The sequence below is a fragment of the Paractinoplanes lichenicola genome, from assembly GCF_016785085.1.
In the GTDB taxonomy this organism is placed as follows: Bacteria; Actinomycetota; Actinomycetes; order Mycobacteriales; family Micromonosporaceae; genus Actinoplanes; species Actinoplanes lichenicola.
Map to the genome: position 1 here is coordinate 1 of NZ_JAENHO010000031.1, position 17,339 is coordinate 17,339.

Consider the following 17,339-nt stretch of genomic DNA (forward strand, 5'->3'; position numbering starts at 1 on the left):
CCTGAAACCCCGCTACGGGCGGTCGCGGTCGGTAGGTGGCTGCGCGGAAGTCGAGCCCCCTGAAACCCCGCTACGGGCGGTCGCGGTCGGTAGGTGGCTGCGCGGAAGTCGAGCCCCCTGAAACCCCGCTACGGGCGGTCGCGGTCGGTAGGTGGCTGCGCGGAAGTCGAGCCCCCTGAAACCCCCGCTACGGGCGGTTGCGGTTGGTGGGTGGCTGCGCGGGGGCCGGGGCCCTTGAAACCCTGCGGGCGGCCTGCTGCACCAAAGACGGTGTGGTCGCGGACCGACCGGGACTCAGCACCCGGCTGCGGAGCCTGCGCTGAATCGGGCCGTCGATGTAGCGGTTGATTACGACGCTTGCCGCTAGTGATAGGGCGAGTGCCAGGAGGAGGAGCAGCAGTCGGACGGCGGTCGCGGCTTCGGTCAGGACGCTTTCGAAGGCGATTCGGGAGAGGAACAGGATGACGAAGGGGTGGAACAGATAGAGCGCGTAGCTCGCGTCGCCCAGTTCCACCAGCGATGTCACCGACCGGCCGGCCGGCAAAGCGGGTTCCACCAGCAGGCCCCCCGCGACCACCACGAAGGCGGGAAGGCCGTACTGAAGGAATCGTCCTTCCGACTCGATGGTGAATGCCGGCCACGTATCTTCGGCCACGAGCAGAGCAATGCCGGCAGCGATCATGAAGCCGCCCGCGATCGTCGTCCGGCCGGCTGCGAAGACGCCGCGGATGTCGCGTGACTTCTCGTAAGCCATCCAGAGCAGAACCCCGGACAGGAACTCCAGGAACAAGCTGCTCTGATAGAAGCGAACGACGTACCAGTCCGAGGGTGCGACCCAGCCGCTCACCGCGAGCAGGCCGAGCAGCACGCCGGTGACGGCCAGGCCACGCTTGGCACTCCGGGTGACCAGCAGAGCGAGCGCCACCACCACGTAGAAGAACATCTCGTAGTTCAGCGTCCAGCCGGCCTCGAGAATGGGCCCCGGCCTCGTTGCCATCTCGTACGGGATGAACAGGATCGACTTCAGCAGACCAACCGGGCCGACCTCAGCGCTGTTCACTCGGCCGGGGAGGGCAAGAACCACACCGGCGATCAGAAATGTCGCGATCAGATAGATCGGCACGACCCTGACAATGCGGATCCGCAGGAAGTTGTCCCGCCGCTTGAAGGCCGTGCGCGCAATGATGAAGCCGCTGATCACGAAGAAGATGTCGACGCCCCACGCACCCGTCTGGGGGAACCCGAATCCACCGCGCGGCGAGCTGCAATGGAAATAGACGACCGCGGTCGCGGCCAGGGCCCGCAAGATCTGAATACTCCGGATCGTGCCGCCGCTTTCAGAAGCCATGACCAGGACCGTAGCAGAGCCCACCCGCTCTTCAATCGTCGAATATTTCTCGCATTAATTGGGCTTCCAGGGCGCGTTTACCTCGCCAAAAAGCGCAGGGCCGACCCTTCGGGTCAGCCCTGTTTCGCGTCACCACTGCCTCAGCCGAGCAAAGACCCCGCGATGGGCAGGCTGCTGAGGTTGATGTCGGGGAGCACATGCGTGCCGTAGTCGTTAGTGGTGTTGTAGTTGGTCGTGTAGTTCTTGTCGTGACTGGAACTGAAGTTCGTGTCCTGATTGGTGTGATAGTCGTTCGTCACGCTTCGGTTGACGTCGTGACTCGTACGCAGGTCGTTCCGCACGACCCGGTTGGTGTCGTTGCTGACGTGCCGGTCGTTGGTGACGTTCACGTTCTTGTCGTGGCTCGTGTGCCGGACGTTGGTGTTGCTCGTGTTGTTGTCGTGAGTCACCGGCCGGCTGTTGTTGACGCTCTTGTTGTTGTCCTTGCTCGTGTGCCGAATGTTCGTCACCGTCTTGTTGGTGTTGCGATCGGGGTCGTCCGGGCCCGGCGCCGCAGTCGCGGGTGCCGCGACAGCGCCGAGTGCCACGGTCGTCGCCCCGGCCAGGACTGCCAGCCTCAACGAAATCTTCACAAAAGGTCCTTATCTGCAACGGATTAATACGCGGGCCGGGTGGACGTGCATTTCCGGCGGCTGCCCACTATGCCGACCGCGCTGGGCCGCATCCGGCAAATCCGCGGCGACAGTCCTCGTTTCCCGCGATCGAGCGAAAACGCGGCACCACCCGAGTCCTTTCACCGGGCCCGGTGACGGCAAGCGGGCCAGGCGTCTCGAAAACCGCGGCGAGACCGAGCGCGTACGCCCGCCGGCGCACGGCGCGACAGCCCGCACATCGGATGATCGGCTTAGCCCGCTCCGGTGAATCATCGGGCCGCGCCCGGAGTTATCGAATCACCGCACAACATTCCGTCACCCCCCGACGGAGGCCTCGTTGGACGACGAAGACGTCGTTCGTCGGCCAGTGAGACCGCCCGTACCCCCGGCCGGGGATTGCCCAATTGCTTTCCCCCGGCATTCAATGGAAATTGAAACGTTCCGCGAACAGGCGGATGACCGAGAATCACAATCGCGAGGGCATCTTGGACAGGGAATCGACCGCGAGCGGGACCGCTCTTCGCACAAAACCAGGCGGCGAGCGGCTCGGCGTCTATGTCGACACGGTCGTCGACGCCGATCACGGGGACGATTCTTCCGTGCGGACAAATGCGGCCAGCTTGGCGTTCCTCACCTTCGTCTGCGAGGTCGGATCGGATTTCTCCGGCCTGTCGATCTTTGCCCGGCAGTCGAGCGACGCCGGCACCGATTTTCCGCTGCCCGGCGGTCCTGTCGTCGCCGGCCTGCCCTACTATCCGACGCTCTCGCCCGGCGCCCTGGCGACCAACGCCTTCGCGACCGCCCGTGCGATGTGGCGGCATCTCGACGATGTCGATCACGTCTGGGTCTTCGGGCCGCATCCCTTCGGACTGCTGCTCGTCGCCCTGGCCCGGGTTCGACGTCGGCGGGTGACGCTCGGCGTGCGGCAGGAGACACTCGCCTATTTCGCCAGCCGGATGAAGCCGGGTGCCCGCCACGCCGGGGTCGCTCTCGCGGTCCGGATTCTCGACGCGTCCTGGCGGCTGCTGTCGCGAAGGCTGCCGACGACGGTCGTGGGTGCGGGCAACGAGAAAGCGTACGGAGGACCGCGGACCGGTCTGTATCCGATGAGCGTCTCGCTCATCCGGCGTCGCGATCTCAGGCCGGTCGGCCCACGGCGTGAGCTCACCGAACCGATCGAGCTGCTGACCGTGGGCCGGTTGTCACCCGAGAAGAATCCGATGATGCTGCTCGACGCGCTCGCGATGCTGCACTCGCGTCGCCCGGATCGGTTCCGGCTCACCTGGGTCGGGGACGGCGAGTTGCAACCGGCTGTCCGCGACAGGGTGGCTGAGCTCGGTCTCCAGGGTGTTGTCTCACTTCCGGGATTCGTGCCGATCGGCCACGAGCTGATGGAGTACTACCGCCGCTCGGATCTGTTCGTCCTCACCTCCGTCACCGAAGGTCTGCCCCAAGTGCTCATCGAAGCCCAGGCGAACGCCCTGCCGATCGTGGCGACCGACGTCGGCGGGGTCGGCGTGGTTCTCGACAACGGCCGGGCCGGCGCTCTGGTGCCATCAGGCGATCCGGCGGCGCTGGCCGAATCGATCGACGGACTCGTCACCGACAGCGGCCGCCGGGCCGCCCTGGTGAGCCGGGGGCGGGAACTCGCGGAGATGCGAACCCTGGAAGAGACCTCCGCTTCGACGGCCGCCTTCCTCGCGGCCGGCACCCGGCAGGAGGCCGCGGCATGAGCGCCGGCACGCAAGCGCATCCCCGGGTAGCGGTCGTCATTCCGTGCTACAACGACGGCCGATTCCTCTTCGAGACGATCGAGTCGGTGCGGGACCAGGAGGCGTGCGAGATCGTCGTCGTCGACGACGGCTCGACCGACCCCCCGACGCTCGACGTCCTGGCGAGGCTGCGTGAAGCCGGCGTCCAGGTGGTCACTCAGCCCAACCAGGGCTTGTCCGCCGCCCGGATGACCGGTGTCAGGCATACGAGCGCGCGATACGTCCATCCGCTGGACTCCGACGACCGGCTCGCGCCGGGGGCTCTGCAGCGCCTCGCGGACGCACTCGACGCGCGACCCGAGGCCGACCTCGCCTGGGGGGACTACACCTGCTTCGGCGCCTTCGACTGCCGGGTGCCGGGCGCTCCCAGCCTGGACCCCTGGCGAATCACCTACATCGACGAGATCGTCGGCACCACCATGGTCCGGCGCAGCGCGCTGACCGCGGTGGGCGGCTGGGACATGGGTTCCGGGTTCGAGGACTGGGACTTGTGGATGAAGCTTGCCGAGGTCGGTGCGCAGGGCGTCTACGTTCCCGAAGTGAACTTGTTCTATCGCCAGCACGAAACGCCGAGAATGTATCGGGAGAGCCTGGGCCGCTTCGACGCGCTCCGGGCCCGGCTCCGCAGCCGCCGGCACCGCCTCTTCGCCGAGCGCCGGTCGAACTGGCGCCGGTCGCCGTCGTCGTGGGGAGTCAAGGCGATGTTCCCCGTCGTCGGCATCGTGCCCGGCCTCCCCGAGCGCCGGCGGCAGCAGTGCTATGCCCTCATCCGCGACATCTTCGAGCCCCACATGAGCTCGGAGGTCTTCTGGGGCCCCCGGGCACGATTCCGGCGGTGGCGCCGCCGAGCCGCGACCGCCTCATCGTGACGTGGACTTGGCCGCGGCGGCGCCCGCCAGAACCGTTTCCAGCCGTTTGACGGTGCGGGCGACGCTGTAGTCCTCGATCGCCCGGCGAGCTCGCCGGGCCAGGTCGTCGCGCTCGGCGTCGTTGCCGAGCAGGCGATCGATCCCGGCCGCGAACTCCTCGGCGTCGTCCGCGATCAGGCAAGGGACGTCGAACCGGGCACCGGCCCAGGAGGTCGCGACGACCGCGGCCCCGCCGGCCGCGGCCTCGAGCAACTTGTTCGGGGAGCCTGTTCCGAGTCCGCGCAGCGGCACCACGGCGACCTGCGCCCGCGCGAGGTAGTCGGCGAGGTTCGGGACGTCGGAGGCGACCTCCACTCCGTCCAGTCGCAGCCGCGCGGCGCCCCGGCCTACTACCATCACCCGCGCCTCGGGCCGGCGGCGTCGCAGGGCCGGCACGATCTCGTGCGCAAGCCATTCCGCCGCGACGCGATTGGGCGGGTAGTCCATGTTGCCGGTGAAGATGACGTCGGTGTCGCGGTCTGCCCCGTCGACGTCGGCGATCGTCCCGTCCCACGCGGCCGGGATGACCGTGACGTCCGGATGCGAGGGAAGCTCGCCGGCGTCCTCCCGGTCCGTCACCACCTGCGCGTCGACCCACCTGGCGGCGCGACGCTCGTAGCGTGCCAGCGCCAGCGCCTCGCGCCGGGCAGCGAAGCGGCGCAGCGGGGACTCGGGCCCGTCGCCCCGTCGCCGCATGTTCAGGCTCAGCGCATCGACGTGGTCCAGGACAGTGGGGATTCCGAGCGGACCTCTGATCGATCGCACCGTGACGGCCAGCGCCACGTCGTGCCCGGGCGCGAGCGCCCGGATACTCGCCCACGCGTCGCTGGGCATCATCCACCCGACCTGTCCGGGCCTTCCGCGCAACGCCGCCTTGCCGGCCCCGAACACACGCTTCAGCGCTCGGGTGGGCCGGATCTCGACGACGGCATGCTCACGGAGCGCGGCTTCGGCCTTGCGAGAGGACGGCCGGGAGGGCGTGACGACCGTGACGTCGTGGCGAGACGCGAGCTCTCGGACGAAGGCGAAGGAGCGGAGGGCGTCACCCTTGCCCCCGGCCTCGGGGAACCGGCAGGCCACCACCAGGATTCTCATCGAGCCGCCACCACGTCGTACGGAGTGCCACTGATCTCGGGCATTTCATCCTTTCCGTGCACGCAACAACCGCACCAGCGGCGCCATGTCGGACGACCGCGGCACCAACGACCGGTATTGCAGGCCGAGCGTCCGGTGAACGAGGCCGAGTGCGACGCCTCCGCAGATCAGATAAGAGATCGCGGATGCGAAGGCGGCGCCCGTCGCGCCGAAAGGCGGGATCATCACGAGGTACAAGACGAGTGCGACGGCGAATCCGGCAGCGTTGGCCATCGACTCCAGCATCGGCCGCTGCTGGGCGACCAGGGCGGTGCCGAAGATGTTCAGCGCCATCATCCCGAAGGCGCCGAAGGCCAGAATCCGGAGGTCGAGCACGGAGTCCGAGAACTCCGGGCCGAAGACGATCACACAGAGGAACGGTGCGATCAGCACCGTTCCGCCTACGAGAACCAGCACGACGACGGCGCAGATGCGGAAGATGCGGGCCGACTGACGACCGGCATCCTCGGCCGAAGCCCGCAGCAGATCCGGCCGGAAGGTCACGCTCACCGCCCGGGACAGATGGACGATCGCGTCGAACCACGCCACGGCGACGCTGTAGGTGCCGAGCTCACGGGCGCTGCCGAGGAGACCGAGCAGCCAGTGGTCGAGGCGGTAGGTGCCGGTCACCATGACGCCGCCGAGGTGGCTGCGCAACCCGAACCCGAGAACCTGCTTCAGCAGGGACGCCGAGGGGACGGCGAATCCGGACGACCGGCCGACGTGGGCCACGAGCAGCAGGGCGGAACAGGCGAGGCCGATCACCCAGTTCGTGATGGCGACGCGCATCGTCAAGCCGTCCGTGGCCGCGAAACCCACGTTGAGGGCCAGCGTGGCCAACGGTGCGCTGATCCATCCGAGGCTGGCGACCGCCAGGTCGTACGAGGCCCGGGCCAGATACAGGAAGTAGGTCTGCAGAATCGAGACCGGGACCGCACTGACCGCGATCATGATGTCGACGTTGCTGAACAGCATCCCCTGGGTCGGGACGGCCCAGATGATGATCCCGGCTCCGGCCGCGCCCAGCGTGCCGAGCACGCCGGTGAGTACCAGGCCGGCGCCGGCCAGAGCCGGTCGTTCCTCCGGACGCGCCCCGCTGATATTGATCATGGCTTCGTACGCGCTCAGGCTGGCCACGAACGCGACCAGGCTCGCGACGGTGGTGAGGAAGGCGATCTCACCGCGGCCGTCCGCGCCCAGCAGGCGTGCGGTCAGCACCACGTTGGCGAGGCCACCGGCCGACGCGATGAGGTATGACCCGTACGTCTGAACCGCCGCGCGGAACATCGGCGGCCGGCGGTCCGCGGGCAGGGTCTCCGTGTCCTTCATGATGCGGGGCACGATCCGGCGACCGGCATCAGGTCCGTCCGGTGTCCCCGGCGCCATGGCGATTCGGCCCGTGCCAGCGACAGCAGAACCGGTCCGATGGCCAGCAAGAACCACAGCCGGTAGTCCCGCGCCATGCTGAGAAACGCGGCTGAGCCGAGCATCGAGATGACGGCGACGGCCACGCAGCGGCTCAGCGCGGCCAGATCGCGACGGCCGGCCGCGGTGAAGTCCCGACCGGCTCGCAGCGAGCACCAGATGCAGAACACGACGACCGTGAGGAACAGCACGAGGCCGATCACGCCGGTGTCCGCCCAGATCTGCAGGTATGTGTTGTGGGCCACGAGTGGTTGTTCCGCCACGACGGAAGCGTTCTGCACCTCGCCGATCTCCAGCGCGACGGCCGGCTTGTGGGCCTGAAAGCCGGCCAGGCCCAGACCCACGATCGGGTTCTCCAGCGCCAGGCGGAGCGCGGCCCGCCACAGGTCCTCCCGACCGGACCCTCCGTCGCTGGAGATCACCAGCCGTTGCCACGCCGCCGGAAACAAGGAGAACCACAATGCGGCCGAGGCGGCCACGCACACAGCAGCCGCGAGTACCCGCCCGATCACCTGTTTGAAGATCACCAGTGCCGCGGCCAACGCGACGCCGGCCGAGATCACCACCATGCGCGACGCCGTTCCGGCCGCGGTCGCCGCCAGCGTCAGGATCGCCGCCCCGATCGCCGACCGGACCCAGGCACGGCGGACCACACACGCCAGTCCGAACGCCAGGATCGCCGCGGCGACCAGTCCGGCCCCCAGCACGTTGGGGTCGCCGGCGGCCCCCGAGACGCGGTTGTCCGCGCTGGTCAGCGGGTCGGCGAAGGCGGAGGCGGTCGATTGCAGGGCCACCAGGCCGGTCGCGGCCGCAAGCGTCGCGGACGCGACGAAGGTGGCCACCAGGAGCAGAAGACGCCGGGTGGTCGTGATGCGGGTCAGCACCAGAACGAAGACCGTCAGCGCGATCGCCCACGGCCAGCACTCCGCCGCGACGGCCGCCGGATCGTCCGCCCACAGCACCGTCGCCCCGAACCATGAATACATCGCGACGAGAAGAACGATCAGCCGGCGGAACTCCCGGATTCGTTCGTCCATGATCGACCCGCGTCGGATCGCGTCCAGCGTCCAGGCGGCGACACACAACACGAAGCCCGCCTTGAACAGGGCGTTACCGGCTGCGCTGTAGGGGACGAACACGGCCGGCAGGAAGCAGAGCAGGCCCGCGGTCGGACTCGCGAAGCAGCAGACCGCAAGGGCCGCCGCGCCCAGTGCACCGACCGCGATCCGCTCGTCGAATCCGATCAACACCCCGAGCGCCGCCGCCGAGCAGGTCACGGTGAGCACCAGGGGCGCGCCGGAGAGCCGCGTGGGACGCCGGTGGAGAGCCGTAGTCACTTGTTCCAGCCGTTGGTGTCCGACGCGTACACCGATGCCCGTGCTCCGTCGCGGGGCCTGGTCCCGCGAGTTCTGGCCCAGGCGATGGCGATGGCGAGACCGAGTCCGAGGACTACCGACAGCCCGATCTTGGCCGGTGCCGGCAGGCCGGCCGGGGAACGCGGCGGGCTTGCGGACTGAGCCGTCGACAGTGTGGGATCGCCGGTCCGGACGATCAGCTCGAGCCGCGCCGTGGTGGCCGGATTCGGCTTGCTCGTCATGCCCGCGGGCAGCCCGCTGCGCAGGGCGAGCAGGGTGGCCGCCCGTTTCTTGATCTCCGCATTTCGCGTCGCGAGGGCGCTTTCCATGAAGGTCGTCGCCAGCCGGGCGGCGGTCGAGGGCGTATCGGCTTCCGCCTTCACCTCGACGACATAGCTTTGTCCCAACGGCTCCAGAGAGACGCTTCGCTCGACGGATTCGGGGGTCCAGGGCGCGCCCAGTCTGGCGGCGGTGGCGGCTGCCGCGGTCGGCGTGTCGAGCAGTGCGACGGCCGTCTGCAGCGATCGTGCGGGTTCGAGGGACTCGTTGACGAGGCCCAATCCCGGCAGATCGGCGTTCGTCGGGATAGGAGCGACCAGGATGTGCGCGGAGGCCTCGAATTTCGGCGGCACGAGATACACGTAGCCGGCCGTCGCAGCGACACATGCCGTGGCGACCAGAACGATGAACCTCCAGTAGCCGGTGATTCCACCCAGCGCCGGCACAGACACCGGCGCCACTGGTCTCGGATCGACGATCGAGGTCTGCCGGTCTCGATCGGCCATGCTCGGTTTGTCCTTGAGTTGGTAGTTCATTACCGGGGCACGCCTACTCGACTAGGTTCGGGGGGAAAGGGAGTCGTCTGGGTGGAGAGCCCGCGGAGACTGTCCGGGAAAGCCGAGGCCAGATACGCGCCGGCGTTCTGCCATTGCCGGTCGAAGACCAGGGTTCGGACGGTCTCCACCAGAGTCACGCAGTCGACGGAGAACGACCGATGCTTGATGTAGTAGAGGTCGTAGCAGACCTTCAAGACGGATCCGTCGTCGGATCCCGCGTAACCGCCACGAACTTGGGCCCACCCGGTCAGACCCGGCCGCACCAGATGCCGTACGTCGTAATAGGGAATCGACGACCGCAGGCGTTCGGCCAAAGCCGGTTGTTCGGGTCGCGGACCGACGATGCTCATGTCGCCACGCAGCACGTTGACGATCTGGGGCAGCTCGTCGAGATGGGTGCGGCGCATGAACTTCCCGATCCAGGTGACCCGGGGATCCGTACGGGATGACCACTGCTGACGCTCGTCACTGGAACGCATGGAGCGCAGTTTCAGGATCTCGAAAGGCCGGCCCCGTTCGCCGATCCGGATCTGCCGGTAGAGGGCCGGGCCGCCGTCCAGCTTGACGAGGATGACGAGGGGGATGAGAACGGGGATGGCGATCAGGCCCGCAACCAGACTGACGACCACGTCGAGGATCCGCTTGCTCCAGGGGATCTCCTGTCGATAGCTCGGGTGCAACACCGATTCGAGCCAGCGCGGTTCGATGGCCGCCAGTGGCGTCAGCCCGAACGTGTCCTCGTAGAACGAGGCCAGCTCCAGCACCCGGACCTTGAGGTCGAGGCAGTCGGCGGCCAGCAGCTCGAAGACGGAACGGCGGGCTTCTTCCGAAGAGACCAGAAGCAGATCGATCCCGTTCTCCTCGACGATGGCGGGCAACTCGCTTCTCGGCCCGAGGTAGTCGTGGTTCCGGAGCGGATCGGCCGATCGCTCACCGACGAATCCCACGATCTGACCGGCCGACGGATGAACCGCCAGTTCCTGCGCCAGCGCCGTGGAGAGTTCGGAGTTGCCGAGGAGCGCGATACGGACCGGCTTGCGTTTCGGCTGCCGGCGGAAGGACAGCAGGACAATGCCGAGGCTGCCGATCAGACAGACCGCCGCGAGGTTGTGCGACGGGATGTGCACCCGTCGCGTGAAGAGACCCGAGACTTCCGTCATCAACAGAATCACCAGTGGCGCACTGGCCGGCACCAATCGCTTGGCCAAAGGTAGGAAATGGGTGAAGGGATGACCACAGCGAATAACAAAAATGGCTGCGCACAGGGCCGCCGCGGCGGCCGGGGCCTCATACCAAGTCAGTGACTCGGTCACAGCGGCAAGCCCGATCGTGGCGACCGAGACGAGCGTTGCAATTTCGATGCCACCCACGTCCAGTGCGCTACGGAATCGCATAGCGGCGAACTCCTGATTCCGGTGCTTGGGCACGGCTCGATCAACGACTCACGGGCCGGGCGTCGATGCTTTCGATGAATTGTGCACGCAAACGCCGTCCGCAAAAGTCTGCCCCTCTCATGTTCACCCGGCCGGGATCAGCCGAACCGCCGACCGCCATGACCGGTCGGTGACTTCAGCTCTTGGCCCCGGGGAAATTCCCGCCGGGGCCGACGAATGCGAGCAACTCTCGACGGCCGGGATCGAGCTGAAGCCACCGGTGTAATACCGGTCACACCTTGCCGCGAACGGGGAACTCCGTCTTCCCGAGATTGAACCAGTCGATCGTCGCTCGCAGCCCGTCCTCCAGCGCGGAATCGCGCGCTTCCGGCATCAGCGTCCGCAACCGGCGATTATCCGCTTGCGAATCCCGGACATCGCCCGGCCGGACCCGGGTGAATTGGAAATCAATGGGCCGTTCGGTGATCAATTCAATCTTCTTGGCCAGATCGATGATCGTCGTCCGCGTGCCGAAGGCCAGGTTGACGGGCGACGGGCTGGCCACCCTCCGCAGAGCCGCGTCGGCCAGGACCGCCACCAGGGCTCCGACGTATGTGAAGTCCCTGGTCTGGGTCCCGTCACCATAGATGACCAGGGGCCGGCCCTGCAGTGCGGCGTCGATGAACGAGGGGATGACCGCCGCATAGGCATGGTCCGGCGACTGCAGGGGTCCGTAGACGTTGAAGAATCTGAACGCGGCCACCGGGAATTTATAAGTCGACGCGTACGCCAGCGCATACGATTCGGCGGCCAGCTTGTTGGCCGCATACGGACTGGCCGGCGCGGCGGCGTCGTCCTCACTGATGGGCAGTTTCTGCGTCTGGCCGTAAACGGCCGACGACGAGGCGAAAACAAATGCTTTCTGGGATTTCCGGCAGGCTTCCAGAATTCCGACGGTGCCGTTCACGTTCACTTCGTGACTGGTCATGGGATCCGTGATGGAAAGGGGCACGGACGGCTGCGCGGCAAGATGAACGACCGCGTCGCTCTGCTCGACCAATTCGGTCACGATGTCGCGCCGGAGGATGGTGTCCTTGACCACCTCGACCGGAAGCGACTCGATGTTGTCGATATTGCCGGTGCTGAAATCATCGAGCACCGTGATGCCTTCGACTTCGGGCCTGGCGAGAAGCTCGCGGCACAGATGCGCACCGATGAAACCAGCTCCGCCGGTCACCAGAATCTTCATTTTTTGAATTCCTGCCCAGGTTGTTGCGGATCGAGTTTTGGACACAGCGAAAAAACACCGGCGTTCCCGCCAGGGTGATCGTGATGTCGGCACCTTTGCCATTCACATTCGCAGCGGCCCGCCCGGCTCTTCCGCACTTCGGCCGGACGATGTCAGAGGGTTGGCAGTCGAGGAGTTTCTTCCCGGCCCACCGCCCGCGAGGACGGGTGGGCATCGCTCACGAACGATCGATGTCAACGTTGATCAACGAAGCCCGGACAACCCGGTGACGGATGATTCGGCCGAACCGGGCGGGGCGACCTGAATTCACCGGAGCGGGCTAAACCGATCATCGGTGGGGGACGCCGCCATCGGTCACGAAGCACGGTGTTCGGTCGGCCTTTACTTCGATCCGGTGACACGGACGGCCGAGCGCGAATGGCGGCCTCACTTGTTCGGGTGACTTTCACCCTGCGAGTTCCTTCCGCGGCGGTAGTGTTCCTTGCCTTGGATATCGAGAAGCCGCGCCCTGAAGAGCCGAAGCCCGTCCGTTCCGACGAGGGTCGCCACGTACCCCGCCGGGCCATCGCGGCAATGCTTGTTCTCTCGTCGGCTTTGGCGGCGGTCGTCGGATGCCCCAAGTCGGTCGACACCCCGGAGAGCGTCGTCAACCGAGATCCCCGCGTGGGCGGCCGCCTGTTCGCCGCCACGAGCCCGTTCAACCAGGTCATCCCGACGAATCCGCAGCTGGACCCGCGCTCCGCGGACTATGTGAAGCTGATGAATCGCAGCAAGAAAGAAAAGGGATTCGTCCTGTCGGTCAAGGAATGGACCGTGCCGGCCTACTTCGCCAAGCCGGCCACGATGCGGCACGACGTGCTCATCCTCGGACAGCCACCGGGCGCGCATTACGACCGCGCCTTCGTCCACGACGTCGTCCGGATCATGCGCGGTGTCCCCATCCCGGACAACGCCCAGCCCGACCCGATGGACGACGCGCACCTGACCGTGATCGACCCGGCCAACGGCTGCGAGTACGACCTCTACGGCGCCAAGCGGACCGCGAAGGGCTGGACCGCACTCTGGGCCAACGCCACCTCGACGCCGGAGAGCGGGATCTACCCGTACGGCCTCTCGTCGCGAGCCACCGGGTTCTCACCGCTCGCCGGCGTGATCTGGCCCGCCGAACTCCGCAATGGCCGGATCGACCACGCGTTGGTCTTCGCGTACCCGTATACGCGTTCCGGCGGACCGGTCTACCCGGCCACGGCCAGCGACGGTAAAACGAACCTGGCCGCGGCCCTGCCGCAGGGCGCCCGGGTCCAGCTCGACCCCACACTCGACCTGGACACCCTGAGGCTCAGCCCGTACGAGCGCACTATCGCCGAGACCCTGCAGCGTTACGGGATGTATTTGGGCGACACCGGTGGCGCGCTCGCGCTCTACGCGGTCAACCCGCAGAGCTTCAAACTCAACCCGTACGCGGGGACGCTGCCCGACGACCCTCTTGTGTTCCTCGACAGGATCCCCGTGGAGCGGTTCCGGGTGCTGAGAACCGGTTCGCAGACGGCACAGACACCGCTTGCCGTCGTGCCTTCACCATGTGCTCAGATCGAAGTCCTCGGGTGATTACCGAGCAGACTCCGGCAAAACGAAAGCCACCGCCGCGTCCCGAGTCCTGACGGACTACAGGTCGCGGCGGTGGCTTCTTGCTCTACGTCAGCCGATGACGTCGATGCGGGCGCACGACGACGGCACCACGGTCAAGGGCGTCTGGGCCAGCTGGGCGCCGGTCTTGAGCACCCGGAATCGGTTCACGGGGATCTTTTCGAGGAAGACGTAGGGGTCGTCGGGCAGCAGGCCCGCGTACGGGTTGCTGGTGTCGAAGCTCTGCGGGCTGACCGCGTAGAGCGCCATCGCGCCGCCGGTGTCGCCGAGGTACATCCCGTAACGCTGCAGGGCTTCGGCGATCGTGCGCTCGTAGGCGGTCAGCTTCAGCTTGCTGAGGTCCAGCGCGGGGTCGAGCTGGACCCGGGCGCCCTGCGGCAGCGCGGCGGCCAGGTTCGTCTTGCCGTCGCTGGCCGTGGCCGGGTAGACCGGTCCGCCGGAACGCGTGTACGGGTACGCGAAGACCAGGGCGTGGTCGATCCGGCCGGCCCGGAGCTCGGCGGGCCAGATCATCCCGGCCAGCGGCGAGAAACCGGTGGCTCGCGACGAGAGGCCGTACGGGTAGATCCCGCTCTCCGGCGTGGAAGTGGCGTTGGCCCAGAGTGCGGTCCAGCCCTTCGCGGTCCGCTTGGCGCCGTACAGGTCGTACTCGCAGCCGTTGGCCGGGTCGATCACGGTCAGGTGCGCGTCGTCCATCGGGTCGGGCTGAGCGTTGTCCGGAATCGGAACGCCGCGCATGATCCGCTGAACGTCATGAACGAAGGTGCGGTCGTAATGCGCGCCCGGCGGCTGGCCGGCGATCAGCACGTCACGGCGCGCAGTTCCCGGCTTCGCGAAGTAGGCCGGAATGGCCCATTCCTTGACGGCTACGGAAAAGCCCTTCTCCTTCTTGCTGCGGTTCATCAGCGACACGTACGACGCGGAACGCGGATCCAGCTCCGGGTTGGTCGGGATGACCTGATTGAACGGGCTCGTGGCCGCGAACAGACGCCCACCGGCGCGAGGATCCGCGGCATTCGCCACGACGACGCCGTTGACCGCTGCGGAGGCATCACGGGGCACCATCGTGACCGCGCTCGCCACCGCGAGCAGGGCCGCCAGCACCGGGCGGTGTTTGTGCAGCTTCAAAAGACGCAAGTCGCTTCTCCCCCGTTTGTACGGCCTCAGGTCGGCCGTGCATACGAAAGAGATTCAGGGTCGGGGGGTGCGCGCCCGGTGCCTCGACCGGTGCGGTGAAGTTGCGCCGTGAATCAGCGCTCGAGCAGTTCCTCGCTCAGCTCCCAGAGCCGCCGGGCCGACTTCGGGTCGAGGGCGTGCGGGGCCGCGTCGGACAGGACGACCGGCTTCTCCCCCACCGGGGTGGGCCCCCACGGCGTCGGGTCCAGCGGCGCGACGTCGCTGTTCTTCAGGTAGACCCCGCCGATCCCGTCGAGCAGCGGGCTGGTCGCCCCGAACACGATCGTCGCCGCGGCCTGCTCGGGCGTCTTCTTCTCGTTCTCGGGGTCGATGATCGGCCGGCCGCTGTCGTCGATCAGCGCCATGGCCCGCAGCTGATCCATGCTGAACGTGCCGTCCTCCATGTGCGCCAGGCTCGAGGCGACAGAGATGCCCGGGTGCACCGAGAAGGCCCGGATCCCCTCCCCCGCCCAGCGCCGATCCAACTCGACGGCGAACAGCACACCGGCCGTCTTGGTCTGCCCGTACGCGAGGTTGCCGTTATAGCCCTGCGCGAAGTGCAGGTCGTCCCACCGAATGTCACTGGTGCGGTGCGCCCCCGAGGAAACGTTGACGATCCGGGCCCCACCCGCGGCCCGCAGCGCCGGGTGCAGGGCCAGCGTCAACTGGAAGTGCCCGAGGTGAAACGCGGCGAACGACGCCTCATACCCCCGACCATCCAACATCAACTTCCCGTACGCATTACCCGCACTGTTGATCAAGATGTGCAACGCCCGCCCCGACTCGAGGTACCGCCCGGCGAAGGCATCAATCGAGGCGGGGTCGAGCAGGTCGAGCCGGCCGATCTCGACTCGATCGATGCCCGCCAGCTTGGCCCCGGCCCGCTCCGGGTCACGGGCGGCAACCGTGATCGAGGCACCGGCCTTGCTCAACGCCCGCGTGGCCTCGAGCCCGAGCCCACCCGCGCCTCCGGTGATGACGACGTTCGTCCCGCTCAGATCGATCCCGCTGAGAACATCATCCGCCGTCGAGGCCGGGCCGAACGGAGTGCCGATGGGATGCTGCTGTTCCTTGGTCATGACCCAACGATGCGCGCCCGGGCTCGTACTCTGAATGCTCCCGGATACGTTTTTCTTGCGTGAAAGTCCGCGCTGCTCAGTCGGCCGTGACGACCGTACGCAGTAATGCCGAAGCGTCCGTGATCAGGTCGCGCAGAGGTTCGGCCGTGCCGACCGCCGAGACCACACCGAAACCCGCATGATCAAACGCTCGAACAACAAATACCAAGCCCGCGGCCCCGACATCGGTTTTTTTTCCCGGATCATCCCAGCCGAATAGGAGGCAACTTCACCTCACTGACCGACCGCATTGAAATGAATTCGCGGGATGGTGCGTGACTGACTGCGCACCGAGAGCGTTGGTCAAGTTCGCGGTCGAAGTATGCAGCGTTGGCAGGTCGACGGGCGGTCGAGCGCCGGAACGCGCAGGACACGCCGGATCGGGCCGGCCACGCCCGGACCCGACCAACCGACTCGAAGCAGGAGAACAAATGATCTACGAATCACTGCCACGGCGGATCGGCAAATTCCTCGTCGTGACGACAGCCGCTGTCGGGACGACCGCGGGTTTCGCCTCGACCGCCGCCGCCTCCGACGCTCCGCCGCCCGAGCGGAAATCCTGTACCGCCCGGGAGATCGGCGAGGAGATAATCACGATCAAATCGGCCTCCGTGACTCCCGTAGTGACCCACTTCACCAGCTTCTATGTGACCCCCGGAACGCTCTCCTCAAATACGTATCGGCTCAACGTGGTCGGCCGGGTAAGCACGAGCATCAACAGCAACACAAGCGTCAACGGCAGCCACAGTGTGACGGGAACCAGATTCGCGGACGACGAGTCCGGAAACTCCCAGACGTTGTTCGATCAGGTGGGCCGCACGGTCGGGTTCGGTGTGCGGACGGATGAGGCCACCACCAACACCCAGGACGCCTCGGTTCAGTGGCGGTTCAACAGCCCCGGTTACTACGGCCTCTACAAGGGGACGATGCAGGTCAGCGGAACCTTCAGCCGGGAGGTCTGCGACTTCGGCCGGAGAACCCCTACCTACCAGCTCGTGGATGAGGGCACCTACTCCACCTTCGGCCCGGTCGAGGAAGGCACCGTCGGGTGCAGCGACGCCCTTCCCCCGAAGACGGTACGCAACATCGCTCAAACCATGCTGGCGTGCGGCAACACGACGCCCACCGGAACCGCGAAGGCTTCCGCGAACGCCACCCCCACCGCCACGCGCTAGCCGCCCGAGAGCGGATCCTCAGTACACGCACCCACCCACCCACCCACCCACCCAGCGCAACCAACCGCACCGTGGAGTTCCAGAGGCAGGGACCCGTGCCCCCGCAACCACCCACCCAGCGCAACCAACCGCACCGTGGAGTTCCAGAGGCAGGGACCCGTGCCCCCGCA

At 67.1% G+C, this 17,339-nt stretch carries 14 protein-coding genes; 4 read left to right on the forward strand and 10 right to left on the reverse strand.

The window, feature by feature from the left end; translation table 11 throughout:
- Window positions 1-187: 187 nt before the first annotated feature.
- Both JKJ07_RS49325 and JKJ07_RS49330 read right to left on the reverse strand, forming a co-directional pair.
- Window positions 188-1,348 (reverse strand): acyltransferase family protein, encoded by a 1,161-nt coding sequence (locus JKJ07_RS49325; protein WP_203078846.1) that lies wholly within the window; start codon window positions 1,346-1,348, stop codon window positions 188-190.
- 140 nt (window positions 1,349-1,488) lie between these two features.
- Complete coding sequence (locus tag JKJ07_RS49330; protein WP_203078847.1) at window positions 1,489-1,980, reverse strand: hypothetical protein; 492 nt, start codon at window positions 1,978-1,980, stop codon at window positions 1,489-1,491.
- Between the two features lie 476 nt (window positions 1,981-2,456).
- Here JKJ07_RS49330 and JKJ07_RS49335 point away from each other — a divergent pair, with 476 nt between their 5' ends.
- Both JKJ07_RS49335 and JKJ07_RS49340 read left to right on the forward strand, forming a co-directional pair.
- Window positions 2,457-3,734 (forward strand): glycosyltransferase, encoded by a 1,278-nt coding sequence (locus JKJ07_RS49335; protein ID WP_203078848.1) that lies wholly within the window; start codon window positions 2,457-2,459, stop codon window positions 3,732-3,734.
- Complete coding sequence (locus JKJ07_RS49340; RefSeq protein WP_203078849.1) at window positions 3,731-4,642, forward strand: glycosyltransferase family 2 protein; 912 nt, start codon at window positions 3,731-3,733, stop codon at window positions 4,640-4,642. The genes JKJ07_RS49335 and JKJ07_RS49340 overlap by 4 nt, the downstream gene beginning before the upstream one ends.
- On the opposite strand, the gene JKJ07_RS49345 is transcribed toward JKJ07_RS49340, so the two are convergent.
- The 6 genes from JKJ07_RS49345 to JKJ07_RS49370 form a co-directional block, all read right to left on the reverse strand.
- Window positions 4,634-5,776, reverse strand: coding sequence for a glycosyltransferase (locus tag JKJ07_RS49345; RefSeq protein WP_203078850.1), 1,143 nt, complete (start codon window positions 5,774-5,776; stop codon window positions 4,634-4,636). The genes JKJ07_RS49340 and JKJ07_RS49345 overlap by 9 nt on opposite strands.
- A 45-nt stretch (window positions 5,777-5,821) precedes the next feature.
- Complete coding sequence (locus JKJ07_RS49350; RefSeq protein WP_203078851.1) at window positions 5,822-7,144, reverse strand: MATE family efflux transporter; 1,323 nt, start codon at window positions 7,142-7,144, stop codon at window positions 5,822-5,824.
- Entirely contained in the window at window positions 7,141-8,577 is a 1,437-nt protein-coding gene (locus tag JKJ07_RS51510; protein ID WP_203078852.1) for an O-antigen ligase family protein, read from the reverse strand. Before JKJ07_RS51510 ends, JKJ07_RS49350 begins: the two co-directional genes overlap by 4 nt.
- Window positions 8,574-9,410, reverse strand: a complete 837-nt coding sequence (locus JKJ07_RS49360) for a GumC domain-containing protein (RefSeq protein ID WP_203078853.1) — start codon at window positions 9,408-9,410, stop codon at window positions 8,574-8,576. The genes JKJ07_RS51510 and JKJ07_RS49360 overlap by 4 nt, the downstream gene beginning before the upstream one ends.
- Window positions 9,410-10,801, reverse strand: a complete 1,392-nt coding sequence (locus JKJ07_RS49365) for an exopolysaccharide biosynthesis polyprenyl glycosylphosphotransferase (RefSeq protein WP_203078854.1) — start codon at window positions 10,799-10,801, stop codon at window positions 9,410-9,412. The genes JKJ07_RS49360 and JKJ07_RS49365 overlap by 1 nt, the downstream gene beginning before the upstream one ends.
- A 295-nt stretch (window positions 10,802-11,096) precedes the next feature.
- Entirely contained in the window at window positions 11,097-12,053 is a 957-nt protein-coding gene (locus JKJ07_RS49370) for an NAD-dependent epimerase/dehydratase family protein (protein WP_203078855.1), read from the reverse strand.
- Window positions 12,054-12,626: 573 nt separating this feature from the next.
- On the opposite strand from JKJ07_RS49370, the gene JKJ07_RS49375 reads away from it, so the two are divergent.
- Window positions 12,627-13,661: a hypothetical protein gene (locus tag JKJ07_RS49375; protein ID WP_203078856.1), complete on the forward strand. Its 1,035-nt coding sequence runs from the start codon at window positions 12,627-12,629 to the stop codon at window positions 13,659-13,661.
- Between the two features lie 90 nt (window positions 13,662-13,751).
- Here JKJ07_RS49375 and JKJ07_RS49380 read toward each other — a convergent pair whose 3' ends face one another.
- Both JKJ07_RS49380 and JKJ07_RS49385 read right to left on the reverse strand, forming a co-directional pair.
- Complete coding sequence (locus JKJ07_RS49380; RefSeq protein ID WP_203078857.1) at window positions 13,752-14,837, reverse strand: hypothetical protein; 1,086 nt, start codon at window positions 14,835-14,837, stop codon at window positions 13,752-13,754.
- A gap of 113 nt (window positions 14,838-14,950) precedes the next feature.
- A complete protein-coding gene (locus JKJ07_RS49385; RefSeq protein WP_203078858.1) occupies window positions 14,951-15,955 on the reverse strand; it encodes an SDR family NAD(P)-dependent oxidoreductase in 1,005 nt (334 codons plus the stop codon).
- Between the two features lie 470 nt (window positions 15,956-16,425).
- On the opposite strand from JKJ07_RS49385, the gene JKJ07_RS49390 reads away from it, so the two are divergent.
- Window positions 16,426-17,169: a hypothetical protein gene (locus JKJ07_RS49390; protein WP_203078859.1), complete on the forward strand. Its 744-nt coding sequence runs from the start codon at window positions 16,426-16,428 to the stop codon at window positions 17,167-17,169.
- The last annotated feature ends 170 nt before the right edge of the window (window positions 17,170-17,339 follow it).